Origin of the sequence: Aquimarina hainanensis, from assembly GCF_042684685.1 — a bacterium.
Taxonomy (GTDB): Bacteria; Bacteroidota; Bacteroidia; order Flavobacteriales; family Flavobacteriaceae; genus Aquimarina; species Aquimarina hainanensis.
The window spans coordinates 887-27589 of the sequence record NZ_JBHULX010000027.1; the positions used below are offsets into that span (position 1 = coordinate 887).

Here is a 26703-nt window from a genome sequence, read left to right on the forward strand (position 1 = left end):
GGGGGCAAATGTTAACTATCTCTATAATGATAGGGGGCAGATAACCCAGCAACAGTTAAATATTACCTATAGAGAAGCGGATCATTTCCCTAAAGTAGCCACTGCCAGGTTATATGAATCTTGTGATGTAGTTACCGGAGTATGTCGACTGATTAATTTATTGTGTTGTGGGGATATTAATGATTTGGTGGGAGAAGATAACCAGGTTATATGTATTCAGAATCAACAGGCAGAAGAGACCTTCGAAGCAGGACTATTGACCTTATTAAATGAAGGGATTCTCAATGAGAACCGATTAGATACCCCTTATATGATAAGTTCGCCCTTGACTAGTGAATTTTTAAATAACACAAAATATCGGGAACGAATTTCCCGCTATACAAAAGATATTCCTGGCATTAATGTTTCTACGGATTTTAACAGTTGTTTTTTCTTGCGACGATCCAATCATTTTGAGGAATTAATGTTGATTTTCTCAGCAGATCCAACAGCAGATGCGTCCGCTATTGCTCATCATACAAACTCGACCCAATGTGGAGACTCTAATTGGGCTATTTTTAGAATACAACAACGGAGAAGTGATGGAGCTAACGTATTGAATATAGGAAGGATTAAGAAGTTGGATATCCAAAAAGAGGGAGTATTAGCATTTACACATACAGATCGTAGTACCAATCAGGAGATAGCAACAACCGGAAGTATTGCAAATCTGTTACCAATGCGGACCAATACAATTTGTCAGGTTAGTGGATTTAGACCGGATTGTCAGTTTTTTGAAGATCCTCCTGTGGATTGTATAGGTGAAGCAATAGCAGAAGCAAATCAATTTGCAAATGATATTAAACACCTTGTTAATGCCGTATTTCGGAATGTTGATTTAGCAGGAATAGGTATAAATCAGGGAAGGCTTATAAATTTACAAGGATATCCTGAATATACAAATTTTATACAGAAAGTACTGACTGTAAAAAGTGCTCTTCCTTGTACAACTTGTTATGATAAGTTTTTTGATTATTCGATTAAAGAACATGTCAAGTTTTCTATTACACGTACATCTTCTAATGTGTATGCTCTGAGTATAAACTTGTCAGATATACACCAGGTATCAATTCCGTTGAATGTACCTTCCGGTGAAATACCAAAACAAATAGATAGTATCACACATAGCTCTAATGGAAGATTCACTGTAGTTTCTACTGATTTAAATGGTAAACAATATACCTCCTTGCATAATTTTAGAGGAGTAAAAATAAATGACCCTAATGATCATAAATCTCCTATCTTATTTCAATTTTTTTGTAATACAGATTATAATGCTACTTCATTAGCACAAAATCCGGATAATTTAGATAATGAGAATATAGATGGTATTTGTGGAGATGCTGTATTAGAAAATAATTTAGAGCATGCTTTAAAAATAGCACTTAATGAGGGGATTACATCAATGAAAGAAAATAGACCTGTATCAAGTACTATTTTTGATGAATTGTTTTTTGGGAATGTGAATCTTCAAAAGAGGATAGAAAACCATTTTGGCTTAACGGATCCTACATCTGTATATGACTATCAATTTGATTCTGCAGAAACAGAACCAATTTACCATAGATTTGCTACTGGTCGTATACAGACTAGAGGAACTATGCATTTGATCCTTACTAGATCTGGGGGATATATAACAAGCATAAAACTTAGTTTAGAGGAAGACTTTTTCGATATTTCAGAAATAATAGATATTGAAATTGTTCGCTCTAATATAGAATTAACCCAAGGGGTTAATAATTCTATTTCAGGAGGAACATTTTGTACAATCAATTACAAAGATAGTCTAGGTGGTCTTAAACAAGCTAAAAATGTAATTATAACTTTTTCAGCTTCAGATCTACCTCGAACATATGAAAATCAATTTCTCTGTGATCTATTATCATGGCCTGTATCTTTGGTACCTACGAGAATAGTATCAGAACTAAATGAGAATGAGACCTTATCAACATCAACATATGCACGAGACCTAAACAACTCAAAAAAATCAAACCCACCCTCTGCCAAATCCACGACAATTGCGGATGAGACTATTCCTTGTGGTCCTACCGTTTGTATTCCTCCTGTAGTGGAACCACTAAGTTGTACAACGACCTATTCTGCATATACAGGGGTGATGAGTCGGATAGGGGATACGGAGGCAGAGGATATTGTTAGTGCAGAAGATTTTTGTCAGTACTCGTTGCAATACCTGGTAGCCGATTATGAGTATTACCTGACCAAATTAGGGATAGTATCGACACTAGATCTTTACTATCTGACCATCAGTGAATTTGGTGCTACAGAGTTTAACTATGGATATCCGGGGATGCGTAGGACTTATAAGGGGCGTTCTGCTGTTATTGATCTGTATCAGGCTCATGTGAGCAGCAGTGGCGATAGCGCCAAAAGCTGGACTGCTTTTACCACGGATTATCTGAATACCTCCGGGAATGAAGATATCTGTGTTCCCCGTCCGTTTTTCACCGATTTTACAGAAGTTACAGTGACGATTCCTGATGACACGGATTGCCAGCAATTTGTCAAAAGTGTTCGGGCGGCATATACCCGGGATGTATATGATAGTTATATAGCAGGTAAGCGGGCAGAATTTATAGCTGAGTATTTATCACAAGCGATAGACAATGCAGTAGAGACCTTTGATATGACCTATTATGATAAGGAATACCAATACACCTTATATTATTACGATCAGTCGGGGAATTTACTACAAACGGTTCCTCCGGAGGGAGTTGATCGTTTTACGGATACAGAATTACAGGCATCAGATGCTTCCGGGGAATCCCTTAATAGCCGTATCAATCAGCATCGAACTAATGATATTGCCCGGGAGAATAGTAGTTTATTACCAGCACATGAGCTGTTGACCAAATACCGATATAATTCTCTGAATCAACTGGTATGGCAGAAAACTCCTGATGGAGGGATTACCCGTTTTGCCTATGATGAGCTGGGAAGAATTATCGCTTCACAGAATGCCAATCAGGTAGCCGCCAATCAATTTAGTTATACCACTTATGATGCTTTGGGTCGGATTGTAGAGGCAGGAGCACTTACTCCAACCGTTGGGATTTCCATCCGGGAGAAGACAGGTACACTGGTTTATACAGCTACGGGCAATGTGGTATCGACCCGGGTAGAAGATCAGTATCCTCAGAATATTTCCAGGGATCGGGTAGAGGTCACCCGTACCCGTTATAACGATCTTTCGATAGGAGCGGCGGAGATTTTTGAGACGGTATCAGATCAGTCGATCTATCGGAGTACGACCCGCAACCGGGTGGCAGGAATTTACTACTATGATCAGTATAGCAGTACGACCTTAGAGCGACAATACGACCATGCGATTTTCTATCACTATGACATCCATGGGAATGTTAAAGAGCTGGTGCAGCACGATAAACAAATGGCATTGACCCTGGATGATCCTACCTCAGGGATGAAGCGTACCCAATATGAATACGATCTGATCAGTGGTAATGTTCATAGGGTAACCTATCAAAAAGGGAAGGCGGATCAGTTTATCCATCAGTATCGCTATGATGCAGACAACCGTATTGTAGGAGTATCGACCTCAGATAACGGCCGTATATGGGAGGAGGATGCCCGGTATGCATATTTTTCACACGGACCTTTAGCCAGAACAGTACTAGGAGCCAAGCAGGTACAGGGTCTTGATTACGCCTATACCCTTCAGGGCTGGTTAAAAGGCGTTAATGGAGAGTCCTTAGACCCGACGGCAGATATGGGAGGAGATGGATCTTCCACTTCTGATGTGGCTAAAGATGCCCTGGGATATTCCTTAAGTTATTACGAAGGAGATTATCAATCGATCGGTACTACTACAGGGAGCTCTTTTGTATACAGTAACAGTCCCGGATTAGAGAGTACTAAGAATTTGTACAACGGGAATATCAAACAGATGGTCACCAGTCTGATAGACAACAATGAATCGATGTTGTCTTCCCAGATCAATCACTATGAATATGATCAGTTAAACCGTATCAAGAAGATGCAGGGATCACAGCTGACCGGGATGACAGCAACACCTTCATACCACAGTAGTTATAGCTATGATAAGAATGGGAACTTACAGCAGTTGCATCGGGCTACGGTCAACAGTCAGGGATCGGTTGTGGATATGGACGCCTTGCAATATACCTATAAGACAGTTACTGATCCGGAGACAGGACAGCAAATGCGTTCGAATCAGTTAAGCCATGTAGACGATGCTATAGCAGGGAGTACATTTAATGATTTGTCGGATCAAAATCCCGGGAATTACAGTTATGATGCGATAGGTCAATTGATAGAAGACAAGCAGGAAGGGATTCGCAATATCGAATGGCGGGTAGATGGTAAAGTAAAGAAGATTCATAAGAGCAATGGTACAGAGGTGTCTTTCTATTATGATGGACTAGGGAACCGTATTGGTAAGCGGGTCCTGCCGGAGAACAAGACAACCTTATACAGCAGAGATGCTCAGGGGAATGTATTGGGGGTATATCAGGCAAATACCAGTGGGGCAGTTGCTACGGATATGCGCTTAAAGGAACATCATATCTATGGGAGCAGTCGATTGGGTATTGAAGAGAAGAACATTGTTCTAAGCAATGATCAGGCTGTAGCAGAAGCTACAGTGGGCAATACAGTTGGGGATAAGCGATATGAGCTAAGCAATCACTTAGGAAATGTAATGAGTGTGGTAAGTGATCGCAAGACTGCTACTGTTACAGGAAATTTAACTACCTTTACTCCGGATGTTCTTTCATTTAGTGATTATTACCCCGGCGGGATGCTCCTGCCCAATAGGCACGGGAATTCTTCAGATTACAGGTATGGAATGCAAGGTCAAGAAATGGATAATGAAATCAAAGGGGAAGGAAATAGTTTAAACTTTGCTTTTAGAATGTATGACCCAAGGCTTAATAGGTTTATGAGCCACGACCCATTATTCAAATCCTTTCCTTGGAATAGCCCATATGCAATAAGTGAAAACAGGTTGATAGAAGGAATTGACTTAGAAGGTGGAGAATACCAATGGTTTATGATACAGGCTGAAATGGGTATGTATGGTGAAACTGTTCAGAAAATAACAAGAGGTGTTAATAAATCTATAGAAAAGTCAGTTGACGGTATTGTCTTTGTTGCTCAAAATCCTGGTGAGGCTTTAAAAGGAACAGGTAATTTTGTCTTGTCTAATTATGTTTTAGCAATGCTACCACCAGGAGACCAAGAAGTAGTGTTTCCATATCTTGATGAGAAGTTTGGTACGACAACTCAAGCGACAAGAAAAGCTTTTGCAGATGGTGTTGTTGAATCTGCTAATAAGGTTATATATGGTGATTTAGAGGATAGAACAGAAATTCTAACAGATATCTTCACAGGTATTTTAGGAGCTAAAGGGACTGATAAGATAATTAAATTAGGTAAAGTTGCTGTTTTAGCTAAAATTGAAGGTACTATCAGTATTTCTCTTGGTAAAAATGTAAATCTTAAAACGTTTGCAACAAAGCAAAAAGCTGTTAGTTTCCACGATTTTGACCAGCTTCCTGGTTATACAGATGCAAAGCCTGGATTCTACAATTTTGAAGATGCTTTTAAGTTTGCTACAGAATCAGTTCTAAACACTAAAGGTAAAATTAAGTTTAATCTTGAAATTGTAAACGTTCAAAAAGCAGGTAAAATTAAGCCAGGTACAGGATTATACCAACAGCTTGATGAATTTGGAGGTAAGAGTCTCTGGGAAATGGATATGACAACCGAATGGGAGTTAAGTAAAATATTAAATGACCCAAAGTTACTGAAGAGCACAGAATTTTATAAAATGGATAAAAAAGTTCCAACAAAAACAGTAACTAATCTTGCTAAAGAATAAAAATAACTGATGATAAAAAGTGGTAATTTTAAACTCAAAAAGGTTTTAAAAAATAGAGGATTGTATTGTTCAATTGATTTTGAAGTCGAATTAAACGAGATGAAAAGCAATAACCTTATTTTTAAATATGAAGCTGACAATCAATGGGAAACAGCTAGTAGATTAGGGGGGATGATTTTTTATGACTATTTTCTAAAGAAATCAAATATTGAAATGAGTGTAACTATTAAAAATATTGATTGGATGCCTGTGGACACTAATAATGGAATTATTTTTTATTCAGTATTGAAAGGGTTGTCTGAAATATTAAGTTATCCAATAAATGATTTAGAAATAGATATTGAAAAAGAATCTTTTATAATACCAGAATTGAGGGCAATATAGATTATGTAACTAATAATAATGAAAAAGCTATCCCCTGATGGTGCTAGTTTGTCAGAGTAACGGCTACCGCTAGCATTTGCTAGTGGCGGTACAGTAAGGAAATATATACTATATAAATAAAGAGAGCTACTTAGTTTTTATACTGGGTAGCTTTTTTATGCCTTAAAGCGAAGCAACGTTTTTATCAAAGAAATCCTTAAACTTCTTATTGGTAAGCATTTTATCAATGATTTTAAAGATGGTAGATTTATTTTCCTCGTCTAGCTTGTCAATCAATTTTAAATGTTCATCTTGTGTTTTATCTTTTTGGGATGCTTTTACCCAATAGACATGGAAACAGCGGAAACTACCGCTACGGCTTTCAGGGACAAGAAATGGACAATAAGGTCAAGGGAGAAGGAGACAGGGGTGTCTGAACGGGCTAAAATACGTACAGAACGCTCCGATAGTTGTTTACTACGTCTTATAGGTTGTTAGGAAGATCCAAATCCCTGTTTTCTTCCGGGATAGCAGAACTACGCCCCGGAAACTGACTCGATAAATCCTTATAGGTACTTGTAGTACCCGCTACATTCTGCTGGCTGCGATAATAAGTAATTGCCGCATTATAAATATCAGTACTAAGTAGTTTAGAAGTATTATCCAGACTTTCATATACAGAAGTAATTCGTCGCAGTATCGGTTTGATATCCTCTCGGGCTTTCACATCTTTATCAAATTCTTTTTTATCCAGATAAAAAGGAATGAGCTCAGGTTTTTGATCCATATATGCAACCCAGTTTGCCGTATAGTTGGCGTTCTTCCGTCGTGAGATTAATCACTTTGTCACTGATAATCTTTTCAATAGTAGCAATAGATGCAATAATACTGTTTACTTCCTCAGTAGAGAATGCAGTTGAAATTAAATTGTTGGTTGCCATATTGTTTTTATGTCATCCCGAAAAAAGGAAGACGATGTTAATAGAAACGAAAGTAGTAATTATCAGAGGACTTTCTGTGTAGAAATCTGTAATGTAGAAGGTTATGTTTTTTTTCAAGAGGTTTTTATATGCTTTTTGAAGAGGATGCAGCCATATATCGTCCTAAAAAATAACAGGAAAAACAAAAGAAAAGTTATAGATAAGAGAACGGGATGACAGGAAGGCAATTATCAGGGATTACATGCTCTAAAAAGAGCCGGGGATAGTTGCTTTTCGAAAAATCTACTGCAAAGACAGAAAAAACCGGAGGACAAAAACCTGATTTTTTAGTATAAGATCTACTTTTGACAGTCGGAATTTAAAAACAACGCGTTTCAATATCCCTGAAGAGTACTTCAAAATAGGGATAAAATAAAAAGCAGTGCAGGAGTCTTGATGTATGTGTAGTGTCTTGTTTTTTAGTTGATTGTGTTTGTTTTGTGATATGTCCATTTGTAAATGGACATGAGTGTTTTAAAAAAAGAGAGGCAGGTTGGATATTTTTGTAAGATACTAAAGAAGGTGCATCATTTTTTTTTCGAAGGATTAGGGAATATATATTGAGGATATAATGGACATATTAAAAAAAGGAATTGCAGGAATTGCAGTGATTATTTTTTTTCTTTCGTGTACGGGAGAATCCAAAAAAGGCGAATTGGTAGAAAAGGATACCATGTATCAGTTAAAAGAGCGAGGATGGACCTCCAGATCCATGACCCGTTTATACGAAGGACTTTCGTATAAGGCAACACAGGTACCGGTTCCCTTTTATCTGGCAAAACAATTTCCGGAGAAGGACCTCCGGGAGATCGATTCTATCTATCAAACAGTAAAAACTGAACGCATTGTCGAGATCAATTTCGAACAGGAAAAAGGCAAAGATCTGCTGGAGGAAACCTTCACCCGAATGGATTATGAATCAGGAGTAAAATATATGGCCTTCGAGATTCAGAAAGATTTTAAAGCCATTACCCAATCAGGGGATAGTATTCGCTGTTCGGGAGTGACTTTTGAACGCAATTTTAAATTAGCACCTTATAAAAAAGTGTTGTTATATTTTGAAGGAGTTCCGGAAGGGGAGTCCATAGAAATACTTTATGAGGACTTGCTTTTTGGGAATGGGCTGATCCGATTTCAATTCACCGATCCTCCAATTGCTTTATAAAGAAATCACCAACCTGATAAAGACCAAATCATTATGAGATTATTGCTGTTAGTACTATTAGGAGGGCTGTGCTCTTTCCAGTTTCTTTCTAAAGAAACCCGAAAGATCATTTCGGATGATCAGTACAATTATGAGTTTTATGTAACCGATCATAAGCTAACTGTGTTTAAAGAAAACCGGCAGTATTACTGGTATCGGCTTGGGGAGATTCATCAAAGTCAGTCAGGAGCTAATGGAGCGTTACTACAGGGTCGGTATACCAAGAGTTACCGAGGAGCAGGTATCGCAGAAGAAGGTTTTTTTGAAAAAGGAATCAAGCACCATCGCTGGAGTAGCTGGTATCAAAACGGAGCGCTAAAAGAAGTAACGTACTGGCGGGAAGGATTGCGTTCTGGTACATATACAGCCTACTCAGATCAGGGAATAGCCCGTATCAGTGGGAAATATTCCCGAGGAAAAAAACACGGACGTTGGATTGATTACCAGACACAGGATACAACTTATTTCAAACAAGGAGAAAAAGTAGTCGAAAAACCCAAAAAGCGAAACGAAAAGACAGAGAAGCCCAAAAAAGAAGGGTGGATTACAAATAGCAAAGCCTGGTTCCAAAAGGTATTTAGAAAAAAAACAGCCGCAGAAAAAGCCGCAAAAAAAAGACAACGGGAACTAAAAAAACGCGCTAAGAAACAACAAAAACCCAAAACGAATATCCCGCCAAAACAAAGTAACTAATGGTAAAAGCAGGCTCTTTATTATATGCAATCTATGTGTGTTTGATCATCGCGATTTTATGCAGTGGATTGGTATACCTGTTTACCGCCTATATCAGTAAACATAGTAGGGAGCAATTACAAGCCAGTTTGATCGATCGCTGCGAGAGCTGTTTTACATACTTCTTAGCACAATCGCAACAGCCGAATAACGATAAAGGAACTGAAATTAAACTGTTTGAAGATGGGATTACCTGTACGGTATCCAGAGTTCCATGGGGGATGTATGAGCGGGTTGTCGGAAAAGCGTATTTTAAAAAAGATACCATCCGCAGTTGCTATATCGTGGGAGCAAAAAGAAGAAAAGAAATGCCGGCACTCTATGCCTGCGATTATGGAGAAGAAATTAAAGTGTCCGGAACTGCTCAGATAATAGGTGCCATGCAATTACCGGAATTGGGATATGAAATAGCTCATATCGGAGGAAATGAGGTGAAAAATAATCCCGTCATCAGAGGAAAAATTGGACGATCTGCTTCCAAACTACCTCCGCTGCGGGAGATACCGAGAATAGCAAGTACGGAGAAAAGAGAAATTCCGGTACGTGGAAATCGTTTTTCTGAACGGAATATCTATCAAAGTTTTCAACAACCGCTAAGAGAAATTTTTGTTGCCAAAGGAGAAAACCTAGATGGGCTACAGGCACGGGGTCATGTGATTATCAGAAGTGCAGATACGCTGTATATCAATAAAGAAACCCTATTAGAAGATGTGATTATCCAGGCGCCAAAAGTGGTGATAGGAAGTGGTTTTAGAGGGAGTATTCAGGTACTGGCCGATAAAGAAATCGAGATTGGTACCGATGTGATCTTATCCTATCCCTCTTGTTTGATTATCCCGGCTTCTGGGATAAATACTGAATGCAATATTCATATTGCGAAGGGAGCGACAATATATGGAGGTGTGGTGATGGATAGCAAGAATTTTGAACAGAGTCAGCAACAAAAAGTAATCATTGAAGAAAAAGCGGTGATTACCGGCGATGTGTATGTCGATGGATTGCTACAGTTAGAAGGCGTTGTTCGGGGAAGTGTATACGTACATAAATTCGAACTCATTACAGAAAGCGCTCAGTATGAGGATATGATTTTTAACGGGGTGATTACTACCGAAGATATTCCGGCAGATTTTGCTGGACTTCCTTTGTTCGATTCACCAAAAAACAACGGTTTTGAGCGGATTAAGCAAGTACAGTAACTATCGGGTTCCAGCCAGTTCACTCCTGGAATCAGTGATTGCGATCACCATTATAGCAACTTGTTTGCTGATTGCGATTCGGTTGTATGTACAGGTACTCAATAGCAGCCCTTCTGCGGTGGAGCTAAAAATGCGGTTGGCAGTAGATAAGGCATATATCGAGTTGCAAGAAACACAGGATTGGGAAGAGGGGATGATAACTCAGCCCTCTTTTAGGATAGCTAAGCGCATCCTGCCTTATGGGGAGACAGGAGTGCGACAAGTAGTTTTTACGGTACTAAAAGATCAGGATACCGTACAGGTATATAACTATTTAATAGAAATGGACGATGAGCAATTATAGTATTAAAGCCTTTACCATTTTAGAGATGCTGGTCAATCTGGCCATTATGTCTATTATCCTGGGATTGATCTATTTTGCATATTCGACATTTGTCGATCAGATCCGTTTATACAGGGAATCCATGGAGCAGCAAGATAAGCTGTCGGGAATGTACCTGCGAATGAAAACAGATTTTTATGAAGCGGTAAAAATAATAAAGACCCCTGAAGGGTTTTCTGCGATTGGATATGATGAGAGTAGTATTGGGTACACCGTTCAGCCACAGCAGCTGATTCGTACTCAGGGAATGATCAAAGATACCATCGCTATAGAAAAAGTGGTTTTGTTTTCGGAAACGGACAAAAACACAGGAGAAATTTATATCCACAAGGCAGAGATCCGAACGACTATGTTTGAAGAGTCACTGTCTCTATGGGTAGCAAAACAGTATAAGGCAACCACACGAATGAATTTTTGATGGAAGTAGATTTATCGACATTATCCGGAAAAAATAAAACCAAAGGTCAAGATCGTATTGGGAAGGGGTTTCTGCACCAGGAAATCGGGCTGACCAAAAAGTTTGGCGCCAAGGAAAAAGAAAAACTGTATAAGGACCTGGCGACCTTACTGGGGGCAGGGGTAGATTTTAAAACAGCACTGGATATACTGGCGAATCAGCAGAAAAAAGAATTTATCAGAGACCTGATCCTGGGGATAAAAAATAAGATCATCAAAGGAAAGAACTTTTATGAGGCGCTGGAAGAAACCAACCGGTTTTCTCCCTATGAGTACTACAGTATTAAAATAGGAGAAGAAACCAAAAAACTGGATGCGGTACTGATGGAGTTGCATAAGTATTTCAAAAGGCAACTCAAACTGAAAAAACAGATCATAGCAGTAATTACCTATCCGTCTTTTGTCTTGCTACTCACCGTAGGGGTACTGTATTTTATGCTATCCTATGTGGTACCCATGTTTGGTTCCGTGTTTCAGCAGTTTGATGGCGAATTGCCTGCATTGACCAAAAAGATCATGCTGCTGTCAGAAAAATTTCCATTGATTCTGGGAATCGGCATCGTAGTACTACTGACGGTAGTACTGCTGATCAGGCTGTATAAAAAACATCCGACCTACAGGAGGTATCAGGCACAAGTATTACTTAAAATTCCCTTTTTTGGACGCTTGATCAAAATGGTATATCTGGCTCGGTATTGTCAGTTTCTGGATTTGTTGCTGACTGCCAGAACACCCCTGACCGATTCTCTGGAAATGGTAAAAAAAGTAATTGGGTTTTATCCCATCGAAACATCCATAGATACCATCCGAACCGATGTAATTCGCGGAACGTCGTTTGCAGCGGCGATGAAGAAGCACCGTATCTACGAATATAAGCTCACATCGATGGTGGCTGTGGCAGAAGAAATTAATCAATTAGATACTATGTTCGCCCGTTTGGCAGATGAATATGATGAAGAAGTAGAACATAAGACCAAAATGATAGGAGTGATTCTGGAACCCATTATCATTATTGTGATCGGGCTCATCGTAGGTGTGATTATGGTAGCAATGTATGCTCCGATGTTTGATCTCAGTAAGATTATCAGAGGAGGATAAATATTGATACCCCAATTATTGGGGAGAAGGAATAAATAACCTGTAAGAACAGGGAAGATGAACGATAAAAAATTGTGAATACAATAGAAAAATAAGGAACACGAAGATTATGGTTATAAAAAAACATCGACAGTTAAAAAAAGGATATGTAGCCGCATATTCGATGACAGAGATTCTGATCGTCTTGTGTATTATAGGCATATTATTACTCATGGTACTGCCCAGTCAGACCTCTGTGATTGCCCAGGCGAAGTCCATCGAGGCGCAGAGTATGCTCAATCACCTCTATGGTTTAGAGAAAAACTACTTTTACCGACACTCACGCTATAGCAGTGATTTTGAAGCATTGGGATTCGAGCCGGCATTGACCATAGAACAAGGGGGGCAGGCCGTATATCAGATTCAAATTATCGAAGCAGGAACCAATAATTTTAAGGCAACTGCAACTTCGTTATCTGATTTTGATGGAGATGGAAATTTCAATACCTGGTCGATTGATGATAAAAAGCAATTAAAAGAAGTAGTGAGGGATTAATGGAGTATCAGGAATTACTTATAGAAGTAGGCGTATTGGTGCTTTTGGCATTGATTTTCTGGCAGGACTATCGCCATAGAGCGATCCATATAGCACTTCCTATTGGGATATTTGTACTGGGAGCATACCAGTTTTACCTCAGGGGGTATGAAGTGAAAATGGCAGGATATTCTCTGTTGTTTTTACTATTGACTCTGGGAGGAGGCTATCTGTATATTCGTATTCGCAACACAGCAGCTACAGATCTTTTGGAAATGATCGGTCTGGGAGATATATTATTTCTGGCAGCTGTAATTCCCTTTTTTAGTCCGTCTAATTTTATACTGTTTTTTATCAGTGGACTACTCTTTTCTATTGTGGTGTTTACTGTAATTCCTACGCTTAGAAAAACGGCTCTGGTCCCTTTAGCAGGATTATTGGCACTCTATATGCTAGGGATACGCGTGTTTCAAATATGCTGGGAGTCCGATGTTTTTTATGCTAAACTGAGTGTGTTATGAACGGAGAGAATATCATCGAATTAACAACAGAGCTACAACAGCGGATTCCGGCAGATCTGGCACATCACCTACAGGTGATTCCCAAAGAAGATCAGGGAGATGCCCTTTGTTTCTATGTAGCAGCAGATAAAGATTCCGAAATGGTTCGGGAAGAGCTCACACTATTATTAGGAACAGCTATAGAAGTAGCTCCGATTTCTTCTGCAGCGATCAAAAAAGCATTGATCCGGTATTACCGCAGAGGAACAGAAATAGAGACAACTGCGACAGGAGAAACAGCAGCAGCTAAGACAATACAGGGAGGTCAGGATTTTCTGGATGAATTAATCCTGGAAGCCAAACGCATCGGGAGTAGTGATATTCATTTCGAAGTGTTTAGTGATGAAGCCAGAATTCGCTATCGGATTGATGGAAAGCTGATTGAAAAGTTTAAAATAGAAAGAGAAAACTATTTGGAACTGGTCAATAAAATAAAGATCAGATCCAATCTGGATATTACCGAAAAACGATTGCCACAGGATGGACGTATTAATTACGAGGCATTTGATATTCGGGTATCGATACTGCCGACTTTGTACGGAGAGAAAATAGTTATGCGATTACTGGGGAGAGATACGACCCATGTAAGCATTGATGCACTGGGAATGGAATCTACAGAGAAAGAACAATACCTGGAAGCCTTAAAAGCTTCTAAGGGAATCATTCTGATCAGTGGACCAACCGGATCAGGAAAGACCACCACCTTATATGCCAGCCTGAAACTACTGAATAAAATGACCAGTAATATTGTCACGATAGAAGACCCGATAGAGTATACCTTAAAGGGGATTAATCAGGTACAGTTGAGAGAGGATATAGGGCTTTCTTTTTCGAGTGCCTTGCGGACCTTTTTACGACAAGATCCGGATATTATTATGCTGGGAGAGATCCGGGATGGGGCTACTGCAGAAATGGCTATTCGTGCAAGCCTTACCGGGCATTTGGTACTGTCTACCATTCATACCAACTCTGCTATAGGAACCATCTCCAGACTGATCGATATGGGAGTTCCTGCTTTTTTGATAGCAGAAACCTTAAAAATTTCTGTAGCACAACGATTGGTACGAAAACTATGTGAGTGCTGTAAACGAGAAGAAACAGTACGAGAAGAAGCATATAAGCATCCTTTATTCCGGCAGTTGAAAACCCATTATGTAGCAGTAGGGTGTGATCAATGTTATTATACAGGTTATAAAGGAAGAACTGCTATTTATGAAATGATTCCTGTGGATTATGAATTAACACAGGCAATAAAGACAAATTCACAACAATTAGAAGAACAATTCTTACGAGATAAAGAAAATAGATTATCCGTAAAAGCACTACGATTAGTGTCTAAAGGGGTTACAACGATAGAAGAAGTGTATTCTATTATAATAGAAGGGTAAAAATGATACGAAGAATCATATTTTTTGGGGTATTGCTGATGCTACAACAACTGGTAGCACAATCGGATTATAAAACCGTGGAAGCACAATTAAACGAAATGGCTCAGACCAAAAAGGGCTTAAACGAAGTAACACAGCTGGATGTATCCGGGTTGACACTCTTTGAGATTATTACCTCACTGGCAGAGGAGCATAAAATCAATGTAGATGTTGATCCTAAACTCAACCAACAAGTGGTTAGTAATTTTTTTGAAGTTCAGGTCAAGGAAGTATTTATGTTTCTGATTCGCAAGTATGAATTACAGGTTCAGTTTATGAATGGGATTATTCTTTTTAAGCCCAAAGAAGAGGTAAAGGAACTACCAAAACCTGTTCCGCCAAAGAAATTACAGATTAGTTATAACAAGCAAAATGACTTTTTATCACTAAAGCTAAAAAAAGATTCATTAGCTGCAGTGGCAGCTTATATTACAGAACTGTCGGATAAAAATATTGTTCTGGGACCTGATGTCAAAACCATGAAAGTCTCTGCTTATATTGTAAACAGGCCTTTTGATCAGGTTGTTAATATGATGGCAAAGTCCAATCAATTATTGGTAGATAAAGACGAAAATGGGTTCTACTTTCTGTCTAAAGATCAGGAAGGAGCATTGAATACTAAACCATCGAATAAAAGGAGAGTGCGTACCAAAAACAGGGGGCAATTGGAGCGGGGAGACTTACAATTAGAGCTCAAAAAAAATGGATATTTGTATATCAAAGCTACAGAAGCAAGTGCGATGGCAGTTATTTCAGAAGCTGCTGAATTGCTTAAGGTTGGCTATACGATGTATGATCTTCCACAAGAAGTAACCACTACTATTTTTGCCGAAGAGATTGATTTTGACAGCTTGTTGGAACATATTTTTAAAGGAAAGAAATACGCCGTAAAAAATACAGATGGGTTTTATATTATCGGAAGAGAATCTACCTCCGGATTGCGAACCACAGAACTGATACAACTGGAAAACCGAACCATAGAATCCGTATTAAGTACCTTGCCCAAAGCCCTGTTACAGGATGTAGATGTCCTGGAGTTCGTAGAACTCAACGGATTGTTAGTCTCTGGCTCCAAACCAGTGATAGAAGAGTTGCAACAGGTGATTCGTAAGCTGGATAAGGTAGTACCACTGGTACAAATAGAGGTGATGATCGTACAGTATAAGAAAACGTATGATATACAGACAGGATTAAAAGGCGTTCTGGGAGATGGAACAAAGAAGGTCGTTACTAAAGGGACTATTTTTCCTACTACGGAGGTTACCCTGAACTCCACTTCTATCAATAAATTAATTAATGCCTTTAATGGATTAGGAGTGATCAATATTGGAAAGGTCACTAAGGACTTTTATGCGAATTTAAGCGCATTAGAAAACAATTCAATCATCAACCTGAAGTCAACACCTAAAATTGCTACACTGAGTGGTCATGAAGCAAATGTCTCTATAGGTGAGACGAGTTATTATTTCGAACAGCGAAACCAGATTCTTAATAATACGGTGAATAATCAAATTGTACAGTCAGGACAGTGGAAAGCAACAGAAGCAAATCTGAGTGTGAATATTAAACCCTTTGTTTCTCTAGATGAACATGTAACTCTGGAAATCTCTGTAGAAAAGAGTGCCTTTTTAGGACGAGCAGGAGAAGGAGCCCCTCCAGGGAAATCTACACAGAAATTCGAGTCCCTGATTCGGGTAAAAAATGATGAGATGATCTTATTGGGGGGACTCGATGAATTAGAGAAAGAAAACTCAGGAAGCGGAACTCCCTTTTTATCCAGAATACCGGTAATTAAATGGTTTTTTAGCAGTAGAAAGAAATTGAGAGATAAGTCAAAATTACATGTGTTTATTAAGCCTAGTGTAATATACTAATGATAAAGGAAGCAGTACATACAGCAATTACGGGAACGACCTACCAATCGCTCCATATTCATATGGAAGGCGGGCAGCGTAGTTATCGGGTATTAAAAATTGCCCGTAAAAAAACGGCGATTCGCCTGGTTAGCGAGACTGTATTGGATAAGCAGGAGGCGCTCTGGACAGTATTGTCTAAAAACCATCCGATATTGGTTTCTTTCAGCGGGCAGGGGATTATCACAAAAAAGGTAGCAAACTCAAAAAATTACCAGTCTGAGATTATATACAATGCTGCTCCGGAACAGTTTTTTTGGTTTGAGTATGTCGAAGAAGATTCGAGATATGTGAGCATCGCCCGAAAAGAGCTTATTAATGAAGAGCTGACAGCGATTTCCGAAAAAGGATTTTATACGCATGATGTCAGTATCGGACCGTTGGTTTTGGTTGCGATAAAACCCCTGCTGAATGTAACGGTGATTCAAAACTTACAACATCAATTGCATTTTAATACAGAAGGGTTACAACAAATTACCAAAATGACATCAGACGAAACCGTACGTTACCATTTTGGAGAAGATTTTATTGATAATGCATCTATTCAGGGAGTTGCTCAGGTGGTTCAGCATTTGTTCCCATCTCCTCATCTTCTTACTGAAGAGTCAGAAGCAGTTATGGCTGCCAGGAAATTATTTGTCTATAGAAAGTTGTTTAATATTTCCGGAGCTTTTGTGCTGGGATTCTTTTTGCTGAGCTTATTGGTTAGTTATTTGCTATTACAGTTTTATCAGGAAGAGTATCATACGACACAGGTGAAACTGGGAGAACAAAATATAACCTATTCGAAATTGGTTTCTCTGGAGAAAGACGTAAAGAATAAGACCGCCATATTAACTGAATCAGGATTGGATAACACCAGAGGGGTTTCTTTTTATAGTAATGCGATAACCAAAGACCTTCCGGGGGAAATTCGCCTGAATGACGTAAAACTGTTTTTGCCAAATCATAAAATAAAACAAGGGCAACGCATCAACTTTGCTAAAGATGAGATTTCGATAGAAGGAAGTGTTGCTTCATACGCAGTGTTTTCGGAATGGATAAAACAGCTAAAGAAAAAACCGTGGATCCAAAAGCTGGAGATCATCGATTTTCAGGGAACGGGTAGGGAAAATGTTTTTGTAATAAAGTTAAAAGTCCGGTTTAATGTTTGAGAAGATATCATATCAAAAAAAGCTGTTGATACTTGTGGGAATAACCATTATGCTAGGATATACTGCTAATAAGAGATCTTTTGCTATAACCAGAGAAGCAAGAACAGTATTACTGGAGTCCAGAGAAAAACTGGAGAAAGCAACAAATTCCAGACAGCGAATTAATGGTTTGACCAAAGAACTAGCTTATCTGGATGAGGTCATCGGGAAGCAAGCAGCAAATCCTGACATTGTACAACAGGAAATTATTAACACCTTTACCAAGGTAGGAGGGCAGATAGAACTCGTAAAACTAGAAGAGGTACACACGGCTCAGGATGCATACTTTAAGGTGTATAGCAATCGGCTTGTTTTATCAGGAGATTATGAAAGCTTGATCAGAGCAACTTATGCCTATGAGAAAGATTTTGAATACTCCAGAGTTGTTAGTTGTCACTTTTATGTAGTAAAAGATCCTCGTACGCAAAGAAAAAAATTATATGAACAAATTATATTTCAGAACTATGAAAAAATACATTAATTATATATTGATCCTGGCAGGAGTGGGTTTTGTCGCCTGTGATGATGTGATCGAAGATGATATTACGGATGATGTAATCACGACGATTGTTCCCGAAAATGGAATCGAGATAGAAGGAAATACGGTTCAGTTTAGATGGAAGGGGATAGAAGGAGCGGATTCCTATCGGATACAGATTAATGAAGGTGCTACCCAACGAATCATACTAGATTCGCTGGTGTCTGAAACTGTCTTTGATTATGCGATGACGCCAGGTGACTATCAATGGCGTATCAGAGGAGAGAATTTTGCGTATCATACAGCCTATTCTTTCCCAAAAGAATTCAGCATTGTATCCTCTGAAGACTTATCAAAACAAACAGTATTGCTAAAAAAACCAGATAATGAATTGTATAAAAATAGCCTGGCAATAAATTATTCCTGGGAAGGGATTGTAACGGCTACTCATTATAAATTTAGAGTGGTCAAAGTAGAAGGAGATGCAGAAACAGTAGCTTTTGAAAATCCCAATGTGCTAGACACGTCTATTACTCTGACAGATACGGATGTCACATCGGGGGATGCGAAATATATATGGCAGGTGAGTGCTTATAATGATTCGAGCCATTCTGATTTTTTTGGAAGGGTCCTTTATCTTGATACGGAATTACCTCCGGCACCTAATTTGATAAAACCGACCAATAATCAAAATTTTACAACGGGACAGGAAGTTACCTTTTCATGGAACTTTAGTAATGATACAGGGGTTATAAAATCAGGAATTACTGCAACATTGCAGGTAGCCTCTGATGAGAATTTTGGGAATATAGTCGTTACTCAAGAAGTTGCCTCCGAAGAATATAAACAAGCGTTTACCACAACGGGAACGTATTATTGGAGAGTAAAAGGACTGGATGCGGCAGGGAATGAAGGTCCTTTTAATAGTTCCGGAGTTTTTAAAGTAAACTAACACAGGTGAAAAAGAAGCGTATAAATATCTTTTTAGGAATTGTTTTACTGGTCATTTGGGGGCTTGTGGGAACCAAACTACTACGGTCTTTCTTTACGGAAAAAGAAGTGGTGATTACGTCAGAGGCTCTAGTGACTCCTACAGTAAGAATAGAACGGATAAAAGATACATTTTCTTTGGATATACAAGATAGGGATCCTTTCTTAGGGAAAATAAAAACCAGAAAAAAGAGGGCTCCGAAAAAGAAAGCACCTTCTTATACAGGAATTCCGAAAGTAAAGCAAGTAACACAATGGCCTGCTATTACCTATCTCGGATTTGTGAAATCTTCCGGACATAAATATCGCTTGGGATTATTGCGGGTAGATGGGGTTTTAAAAAGAGTGAGAGAAGGAGGGGTGATAAAAGGTGTACAGGTACTCAAAGTAGAGAAAGAACAGCTAGTTGTACGATTAGGAAAGGAACTTCGCAAGATTAAAAAGTAAGAAAGGGAACAACATTCCCCTCCTTGCTTGTTTTTTCTCCAGATATAGTGTACAATTACGCTATTCATTCCATTCATTTTTATTAAAACGAATTCTCATGTGACGATGTTTGAGTCCCACTTCTTCAAAAGGAGTTCCGTAGATAGAAAATCCGGATTTTTTATAAAAATCAATAGCTGTTTCCCGGGCATGACAGCAAACTTCTTCGATTTGATTTTCACGACAGAACTGCTTAAGCGTATCGATTAATAATTTTCCTATCCCCTTTCCCTGATAAGCAGTATCAACAGCCATCTGTATCAATTGCGTTTTGTTTTTTTGGGTGTTTAGAGGTACCAGTACAAAACAACCGATTACTTTGTCTGCTTTGACAGCAACGAAGTGCCAGGAAATAGCATCTTTCTTTTCCCAGGCATGATCCGGAAGACCAATCGGTCGCAAAAGAACCTTGTTACGTAGATTACGCTCCGATTCGTATAAAGGATGATGGATATCAATGATTGCCACAGTTGTTTTTTGTGAGGATCGCATCAAATCTGAATGGTCAATGCGTTTTAGAAGCTGCTCCCGATCTCTTTTCTTAGCCTCCTGAAATAAAGGAAGTACGTTATTGTTCATTTTTTTTAATTGAGATAACAGATGTTGATACTCCTCTTCAGAGAATCCCTGATTACTGACATTGCTGATAAACTGTTCATTCCTGATAAGAAAAGAACAGGTCTTTTCTCCTTTGTCTGTCAGGTATAGTAGTACATTACGTTTATCCTCTGGGTTTGTCTGCTTTTTGATATATCCTTTTTGAATGAGTTTACTCACAGCTTTGCTAACAGTGGTTTTGTCCAGTAGTAAGATAGCAGATAATGTTTGCTGATTAATACCAGGATGTTCGTATATCCGGGTTAAGAATTGATATTGCCCTTTTTTTAGTTCGAGAGGCTCGTATAAAAAATCGACAAAGGTATTGATAGAACGGTATATTTTACCAATCTCCCGAAGGATTAGATGATCCATAAATTTAATAGATGAAAGTTCAACTAAGTCAAAAATAACAAAATTAGTTGAATGTTCATCTATATTTTTAATAATTAAAATATATACAGTGATTTCCAATTACAAGAGATAAAAACAAGAAGTCGGTTAGCGTACTATTGACAAGGAATTCCTACTAAAAAAGAACTTGTCTTAGAATAGATATGTTAAATAAAAAATATTTTTTAATGTAAAGCTCTGATAGGTAAGTGAATATTTTTTTCTATATTTAAGAAACTAACTGAAAAATCAAAACTATTATGGGAGGATTATTATACTCTATTTTGATTGGAGCTGTTGCCGGATGGTTAGCAGGTAAACTAATGAAAGGAGGAGGCTTTGGGCTTCTTATCAATATTATTCTCGGGATTGTAGGTGGATTAGTAGGAGGATGGTTATTCCATACACTGGGAATCCGCTTATTTGATGGGGTTCTTGGAGATCTTTTAACAGGAGTTATTGGAGCCTCGGTAATATTATTCGTCGCGGGATTATTTAAAAAATCGTAAAACTAAAGGCTAATTTAGGTCACATGTATAATGTGTAGCATAACCGTTTTCTGTAGCTTCAGAAAACGGTTATCTGTTTTTTTAGGGATAAAAAGTTGATATTTTGGGAGTTACTGATGTGTAGGTGTTATTAGGAAAGTAAAGTTTCAATAATAACTGGGATAACATAAAAAAAGCTGTATCTTTGCAGCGAATATCGCGGGATAGAGCAGTAGGCAGCTCGTCGGGCTCATAACCCGAAGGTCACAGGTTCGAGTCCTGTTCCCGCTACTATAAAAGCTAAAGCATTAATTTAAAATGTTTTAGCTTTTATTTTTTAGACCAATTTTGCCCAAAAATGGGTGTGACTTTCGTCTTCTCTACGCGAAGGCCACATATTGGATTTACATCTTTATTTTTGAATTTAAATAATTGATAATTAATATTTTGTGTGTTTTTATTGTAAAAATTGGAGCTAAATTTTATAATAGTGGTGGGGGAATAGGTGGGGGATTTTGTACTTGTTCTTCGAAAATCTTCAAATTTTTGATAGCTGTACTAACGATTTTCTCGTCGATATAGTGCTTTTTTATATATCATCCGTAGAATGAGAAGAAAGTAATTTTGCATCCCCATGCATTGCTATTTCTAAATAAGTTAAATAGGTTTTTCGTAAACATTTGAATATTAACTTTCGATCTGTTTTCAATTGTTTGAAATAATGATTAAACCCTTTTGAAGTTAAATCCATCATTGTGCTTGTAAATAATTATACGAATAGTTGCTATTAATGCGAGAGGACTAAAAATGGATTAGTAATGAGTTATGAGTAAGGTTAAAAGAAATGCCCTTTATTTAAGATTATAAAAGATAGTAAGGAGGGTTTAGGTATATAAATTAGATCCTGTCTGTTATTTCAATTCCTCTGAGGCTAGCCTCAGAGGAATTATTGTTTAAAAGGAACTCGAGTATGAGGTTTTTGTGCTTATACAAACTGTTATGTGATAAATTTTATTAGTTATTATAACTAATAAACTATCAAGACAATGAGGTGTTTTTAATTTCTATACCAAAAACTATGGATTTATGAGGTTTTTATTGTAGTGAAAAATAGTGACAATAAAGATAGAGGTATTAAAACGAATGATCTACGTATGTTTTTTTAGGACTATCAGTTTGTTTTTGAATGATTTATTTGGTGTATTTTTTGTTTTTTTTATATTATAAATAAAAAATGATTTCAGAAATACTAGACCAATATTTTCCAAGGTTGACAACAATACCTGAATTAAAAGAAGAGTTAGTAGCTGTAAGCAAATTTTATAAATTCAAAGCAGGGACAATTATATTAAGGCAAGGAGAATATATAAAGGGAATTCCTTTGCTTAAATCTGGATTAGCAAAGGTTTTTAAAGAGGAGTCCATTAATGGGAATGAAGTTTTATTATATTATATAAAACCAGGTGAAAGCTGTGTGATGTCTGTTACCAATTTAATACGTCACGAAGCTAGTCAGGTTAAAGCCATAATTGTTGAAGATTCGGAAATCGTATTAATTCCAGCAGATAAAGCCTTATCCATAGCTAAAAAATACTCTAAATGGAATGAATTTATATATGAGCTTTTTAGTCTTAAATTTGATGAGCTATTAAATGTAATTGAGATACTTACTTTTTCCAATAAAGAAAAGAGATTGTTAGAATATTTAAAGAAGGAGTCTAAATTAAAATCTACTTCAATGTTATGCACTACTCATCAACAAATTGCGTATGAACTAGGTTCTTCTAGAGAAGTGATATCTAGGTTGTTAAAAAAGTTGGAGCATGAAGGGAAGCTTATATTAAAACAAGGAATTATAGAGTTTATAGATCTTTAGACGATTTCGTAATCATCTCCTGAAATCTGCACTTAAAATAACATGTCATGTTTCATGTAATGATATTTTGTAGAACAAACAATGTGATTTTTTAATAAGATACATATTGACGTTCTATAGTATCACTTAACCCTTTTTTTTATTTTAAGTTAATTATCACTTGTAACAATTGTCACAGCTTTTGAGTATGTTCTAATTTACTTTTGTTGGTGTAACAAATCAGCGTAAAGAGAATTAATAAGATTTTACAGAATATTTTAAAGATTGTAAATCGAATAAACTACTAATTATTTCTGCTATATACTCCGTTATTATTATTGGAGTCGTGCTAATTAGTGATTTTTTTAACATAAATACAAAACAGATGAAAAAGAATATGGGCGGGTTAGATCGCATAATCAGATTTACTGTAGCTATTGTAATTAATATATTGTTCTACATGGGAGTTATACAAGGGGTATTGGCTTATGTTTTGCTGGGGCTATCCGGAGTGTTTGTTTTTACTAGTATTACAGGTTTTTGTTTATTATATGTAATTATTGGGATTAATACCTACAAAATGAAAAAAAGAAGTTTTTAGTACTCTTGTTAGCTTTATTATTTTTAGTGATCTTTTGTAGCGAGTATAACAATGATTTTAAAAGATCATTTTAAAATAGAATTAACAGGAGTAATGGGAATTATAATCGATATGCAACTACTTAATATGAAGTAATATTAGTAGATATTTTGTGAATATTGTAATCGCTAGAACAAACTTTTTCTTTGCAACATAATTAGTAGTTCCCATTCTCGATAAATATGGTATAACCCTTGGCATAAGTTGAAAGTAGAAATATGAATTTAATTTGCGTTACATCAATTAATCATTATGAGTAAAGTGGAGAATAAACTTTTAAATATTGTCTTCAGATCTAAAATTTTTGTTCAAAAATCAAGAATAGGTTGAATATTTTTTTTAATAAAACTTAATTTAGCTATTGATTTAGAGTTCACTCCATATAAGTTTCAGGTTTAATGATTAAACTATATGAATAAACCAATATGTTTTCTATTTACAAAGTATTATTGCAACAACATTATAGACCATATACTCTTTATGACGTTAGAAAATCTACTATTATAACTTTTATTGTCTCTTTTTTATTTCTCTATGCTTTTAAACCAATTACTATTTCCGAATATAAAATTGAAAGCCAATTAGTAATAATCACTTTTTATTCAATATGTGCGGCTGCTGCTTACTTTATAGTGACTAAGATTTTTAAACCTGATAAAAAAGCATATTGGCCTTACCTTTATGAAATAGCACTATTATTAAGTACTATGGTACTAGCGTATATCATGATAAGTATTGGATCGATATTTTTATTAGCTTATCTTCTTAAACTTATTACGAGTATTAAAGAAGAATTTATACTACCTTCTTTCTTTTTTAAAGAAGTATTATTGTATGTTGGAGTTATAGGAGGGCTTATCTATATGTTAATTAATTTTAGTGATCTAGTAGTTTTTATGATCTACAAAAAACCATTAAACATTACACTTGGTATAAATACGTCCATTGAGCTAGAGTTTAAAGGAAAAAATAAAAATGAATACCTTAAGATAAATTCAATTGATTTGGTATGTGTTAAATCACAAGGGCACTATGTCGAAATAAATTATATCGATATAAGTAATTATCAACTAAAAACCGTTGTTTATCGATTAAACATGAAAGATGTTGAAAAAATTGTGTACCATTCTTCTTCAATTGTTCGTTGCCATAATTCTTATTTTATCAATTTGAATTTTATACGATCTCTTATTTCAAATGGTAAAAAGTGGAATGTTTTAGTAGATCATATTAATGCCAAAATTCCAGTTTCTCAAAGTAAAGTATATATTGTTAAAGAGAAACTATCGAAATTAGAAAACGGTCTTTTCTGAAAAAAATAACAAATTATAGTCTACAAGTTACTCTTCCTTATTCTCTATAACCAAAGAATAGTATGATACTTATATTCATGTTCAAAATTGGTATGTGAAGAATTGTATTAACTATTGTTTGAGTTATTAATAGTTATTTTAGTTAAAACTTCTCAATTAAGACTGTTCTGCTGATTGGGCATAGAGGTGCTCTGGTCTTTTTTGGGAAGTTTTTAAAAATTTAAGTCTTCTCTTTAGAAGTTTCGCTAAAAAAAGGCAATTCAATTAAGAATTGCCTTTCTTGGTTTATATAGGTCACTTGTTTTTATAAATATCTCCCGCTAAAGAGATCAATAACAGGAAAAGAATTATGAACTAATTACACTATTATCTTTATGATTGATCAAAAGCAGGAGATCAAAAGCTAATAAAATAAAATCAATTACATTTTTCTATTTGTTCCCACCACCATGACTTGTCAGGAGCTACAGCATATATAAATGCTCTAGATTTATACTTGTATCCTTTATAGCTAACAATTTCACCTTTTGAATATGTTTTCGAAGAAGACCATTTGCTGGCACTACAAAACGATGGTTTTTTATATACTTTGTTTATAACATCTATGTCATTTGCTGTCATATAACTACGGTTAGGGATTATCTCTTTCCCATCTATTGTTTCTATTGACCATTTTCCTTCTTTCTTTGCCTTATCTGTTCTAAAATATGTTGATCCATACATCATTATGGAGTTTAAATCCATTGCATCCGAATGGGTTGTGAGTTCTTCTTTCTTATATTTCTTAAAATTATGTTGTCTGTTTTTAATAATGTTATCCCAGTTTACTGTGATGTAATCATCTCTATTCCAATGAGCTTGCTCATGTAAAACACCTGCTGCATGTAAAAATTCATGAATGGTACTTCCTAAAGAACAACTAGTAGAAATATTCATCTTTTGCCCGGGGAATTTTTTAGCTTGATAGCCTACTTGGGCACTACAGCCGCTTTTGTAAGAAATCCATACGTATCCTATATCTTTATCTTTGGTTTTATCCCATTTCCGTATAGTTAAGTTAGTCTTATCAGTTATGTGCTTAGCTGCAGACTTTATTTTTTCTTGTGTTTTTTTAGGCATTTTGGATGAATGTCTGTAACGAATGATATTATCAGGCCATTTCTTATCCTTATACCAAACACCTTTGTTTTGTTTGTCACCATGATCAAAATCATCTTCTGATAGAATCATATCTCCTAATGCGTAATTCCCTTCTCCCAGAGAAACTACTTTGATTTTGGTCCCAAATAAAACTTTTGAGACTTCGGGTCCTTCAAAGCCTAATTGTTCTGCTGCTAAGGTTGCTTCTAATTCATTAACACTTGTAATTCCTGTTTCTAAAAGTCCTTCCTCTATATCAGATTCGCAGGAAAATAATATTAATGATAATAGAAATGTAATCCTTAATAGTTTTTTTGAATTTTTCATATCTATATATGTTTAACAAAGATTAATTAAAACGAGCTCTAACCTATAACGAGAAAATACC

General features: G+C 36.6%; 23 protein-coding genes and 1 tRNA gene. 21 read left to right on the top strand and 3 right to left on the bottom strand.

Going from position 1 to position 26703, the window contains the following annotated elements:
* Both ACFSTE_RS13365 and ACFSTE_RS13370 read left to right on the top strand, forming a co-directional pair.
* Positions 1 to 5917 (top strand): RHS repeat domain-containing protein (locus ACFSTE_RS13365; protein WP_378298188.1); only part of this gene is annotated, 5917 nt, incomplete at its 5' end.
* Between the two features lie 9 nt (positions 5918 to 5926).
* Positions 5927 to 6301, top strand: coding sequence for a hypothetical protein (locus ACFSTE_RS13370; RefSeq protein WP_378258447.1), 375 nt, complete (start codon positions 5927 to 5929; stop codon positions 6299 to 6301).
* A 463-nt stretch (positions 6302 to 6764) separates the two neighbouring features.
* Here the strand turns inward: ACFSTE_RS13370 and ACFSTE_RS13375 are convergent, their stop codons facing one another.
* Positions 6765 to 7067, bottom strand: a complete 303-nt coding sequence (locus ACFSTE_RS13375) for a hypothetical protein (protein ID WP_378258451.1) — start codon at positions 7065 to 7067, stop codon at positions 6765 to 6767.
* A 764-nt stretch (positions 7068 to 7831) separates the two neighbouring features.
* Here ACFSTE_RS13375 and ACFSTE_RS13380 point away from each other — a divergent pair.
* From ACFSTE_RS13380 to ACFSTE_RS13445, 14 genes are all read left to right on the top strand, one after another.
* Positions 7832 to 8425 carry a hypothetical protein gene (locus ACFSTE_RS13380; RefSeq protein WP_176027705.1) on the top strand — a complete coding sequence of 198 codons (594 nt, stop codon included), beginning with the start codon at positions 7832 to 7834 and terminating at the stop codon, positions 8423 to 8425.
* A gap of 33 nt (positions 8426 to 8458) precedes the next feature.
* A complete protein-coding gene (locus ACFSTE_RS13385) occupies positions 8459 to 9157 on the top strand; it encodes a toxin-antitoxin system YwqK family antitoxin (RefSeq protein ID WP_378258455.1) in 699 nt (232 codons plus the stop codon).
* Entirely contained in the window at positions 9157 to 10392 is a 1236-nt protein-coding gene (locus ACFSTE_RS13390) for a hypothetical protein (protein WP_378258457.1), read from the top strand. The genes ACFSTE_RS13385 and ACFSTE_RS13390 overlap by 1 nt, the downstream gene beginning before the upstream one ends.
* Positions 10367 to 10735, top strand: a complete 369-nt coding sequence (locus ACFSTE_RS13395; RefSeq protein WP_176027702.1) for a hypothetical protein — start codon at positions 10367 to 10369, stop codon at positions 10733 to 10735. The genes ACFSTE_RS13390 and ACFSTE_RS13395 overlap by 26 nt, the downstream gene beginning before the upstream one ends.
* Complete coding sequence (locus ACFSTE_RS13400) at positions 10722 to 11192, top strand: PulJ/GspJ family protein (protein WP_176027701.1); 471 nt, start codon at positions 10722 to 10724, stop codon at positions 11190 to 11192. Before ACFSTE_RS13395 ends, ACFSTE_RS13400 begins: the two co-directional genes overlap by 14 nt.
* Positions 11192 to 12328, top strand: coding sequence for a type II secretion system F family protein (locus tag ACFSTE_RS13405; RefSeq protein WP_378258458.1), 1137 nt, complete (start codon positions 11192 to 11194; stop codon positions 12326 to 12328). The genes ACFSTE_RS13400 and ACFSTE_RS13405 overlap by 1 nt, the downstream gene beginning before the upstream one ends.
* A 109-nt stretch (positions 12329 to 12437) precedes the next feature.
* Entirely contained in the window at positions 12438 to 12863 is a 426-nt protein-coding gene (locus ACFSTE_RS13410) for a type IV pilin protein (RefSeq protein ID WP_176027699.1), read from the top strand.
* Positions 12863 to 13363 carry a hypothetical protein gene (locus tag ACFSTE_RS13415; protein WP_378258459.1) on the top strand — a complete coding sequence of 167 codons (501 nt, stop codon included), beginning with the start codon at positions 12863 to 12865 and terminating at the stop codon, positions 13361 to 13363. Before ACFSTE_RS13410 ends, ACFSTE_RS13415 begins: the two co-directional genes overlap by 1 nt.
* Positions 13360 to 14790 (top strand): GspE/PulE family protein, encoded by a 1431-nt coding sequence (locus ACFSTE_RS13420; RefSeq protein ID WP_176027697.1) that lies wholly within the window; start codon positions 13360 to 13362, stop codon positions 14788 to 14790. Before ACFSTE_RS13415 ends, ACFSTE_RS13420 begins: the two co-directional genes overlap by 4 nt.
* 2 nt (positions 14791 to 14792) lie before the next feature.
* Complete coding sequence (locus tag ACFSTE_RS13425) at positions 14793 to 16703, top strand: type II secretion system protein GspD (RefSeq protein WP_176027696.1); 1911 nt, start codon at positions 14793 to 14795, stop codon at positions 16701 to 16703.
* Entirely contained in the window at positions 16703 to 17896 is a 1194-nt protein-coding gene (locus ACFSTE_RS13430; RefSeq protein ID WP_378258460.1) for a hypothetical protein, read from the top strand. The genes ACFSTE_RS13425 and ACFSTE_RS13430 overlap by 1 nt, the downstream gene beginning before the upstream one ends.
* Entirely contained in the window at positions 17889 to 18416 is a 528-nt protein-coding gene (locus tag ACFSTE_RS13435) for a hypothetical protein (protein WP_176027694.1), read from the top strand. Before ACFSTE_RS13430 ends, ACFSTE_RS13435 begins: the two co-directional genes overlap by 8 nt.
* Positions 18376 to 19365 carry a hypothetical protein gene (locus ACFSTE_RS13440; protein WP_378258462.1) on the top strand — a complete coding sequence of 330 codons (990 nt, stop codon included), beginning with the start codon at positions 18376 to 18378 and terminating at the stop codon, positions 19363 to 19365. The genes ACFSTE_RS13435 and ACFSTE_RS13440 overlap by 41 nt, the downstream gene beginning before the upstream one ends.
* A gap of 5 nt (positions 19366 to 19370) precedes the next feature.
* Positions 19371 to 19850: a hypothetical protein gene (locus tag ACFSTE_RS13445; protein WP_176027692.1), complete on the top strand. Its 480-nt coding sequence runs from the start codon at positions 19371 to 19373 to the stop codon at positions 19848 to 19850.
* A 60-nt stretch (positions 19851 to 19910) separates the two neighbouring features.
* Here the strand turns inward: ACFSTE_RS13445 and ACFSTE_RS13450 are convergent, their stop codons facing one another.
* Entirely contained in the window at positions 19911 to 20861 is a 951-nt protein-coding gene (locus tag ACFSTE_RS13450; RefSeq protein ID WP_378258463.1) for a GNAT family N-acetyltransferase, read from the bottom strand.
* A gap of 278 nt (positions 20862 to 21139) precedes the next feature.
* Between ACFSTE_RS13450 and ACFSTE_RS13455 the strand changes: the two genes are divergently transcribed.
* The 5 genes from ACFSTE_RS13455 (at position 21140) to ACFSTE_RS13475 (ending at position 25175) form a co-directional block, all read left to right on the top strand.
* The gene (locus tag ACFSTE_RS13455; protein WP_176027690.1) at positions 21140 to 21388 is read left to right on the top strand and encodes a GlsB/YeaQ/YmgE family stress response membrane protein; all 249 of its coding nucleotides are present in this window, start codon (positions 21140 to 21142) and stop codon (positions 21386 to 21388) included.
* A gap of 197 nt (positions 21389 to 21585) precedes the next feature.
* Positions 21586 to 21658 (top strand) — tRNA-Met (locus tag ACFSTE_RS13460).
* 943 nt (positions 21659 to 22601) lie between these two features.
* A complete protein-coding gene (locus ACFSTE_RS13465; RefSeq protein WP_378258464.1) occupies positions 22602 to 23243 on the top strand; it encodes a Crp/Fnr family transcriptional regulator in 642 nt (213 codons plus the stop codon).
* A 364-nt stretch (positions 23244 to 23607) separates the two neighbouring features.
* Positions 23608 to 23823: a YgaP family membrane protein gene (locus ACFSTE_RS13470; protein WP_378258466.1), complete on the top strand. Its 216-nt coding sequence runs from the start codon at positions 23608 to 23610 to the stop codon at positions 23821 to 23823.
* A gap of 464 nt (positions 23824 to 24287) precedes the next feature.
* On the top strand, positions 24288 to 25175 hold the full coding sequence (locus tag ACFSTE_RS13475; RefSeq protein WP_378298190.1) for a LytTR family DNA-binding domain-containing protein: 888 nt from the start codon (positions 24288 to 24290) through the stop codon (positions 25173 to 25175).
* A gap of 417 nt (positions 25176 to 25592) precedes the next feature.
* Here ACFSTE_RS13475 and ACFSTE_RS13480 read toward each other — a convergent pair whose 3' ends face one another.
* Complete coding sequence (locus ACFSTE_RS13480; protein ID WP_378258470.1) at positions 25593 to 26642, bottom strand: M12 family metallopeptidase; 1050 nt, start codon at positions 26640 to 26642, stop codon at positions 25593 to 25595.
* Between the last annotated feature and the right edge of the window lie 61 nt (positions 26643 to 26703).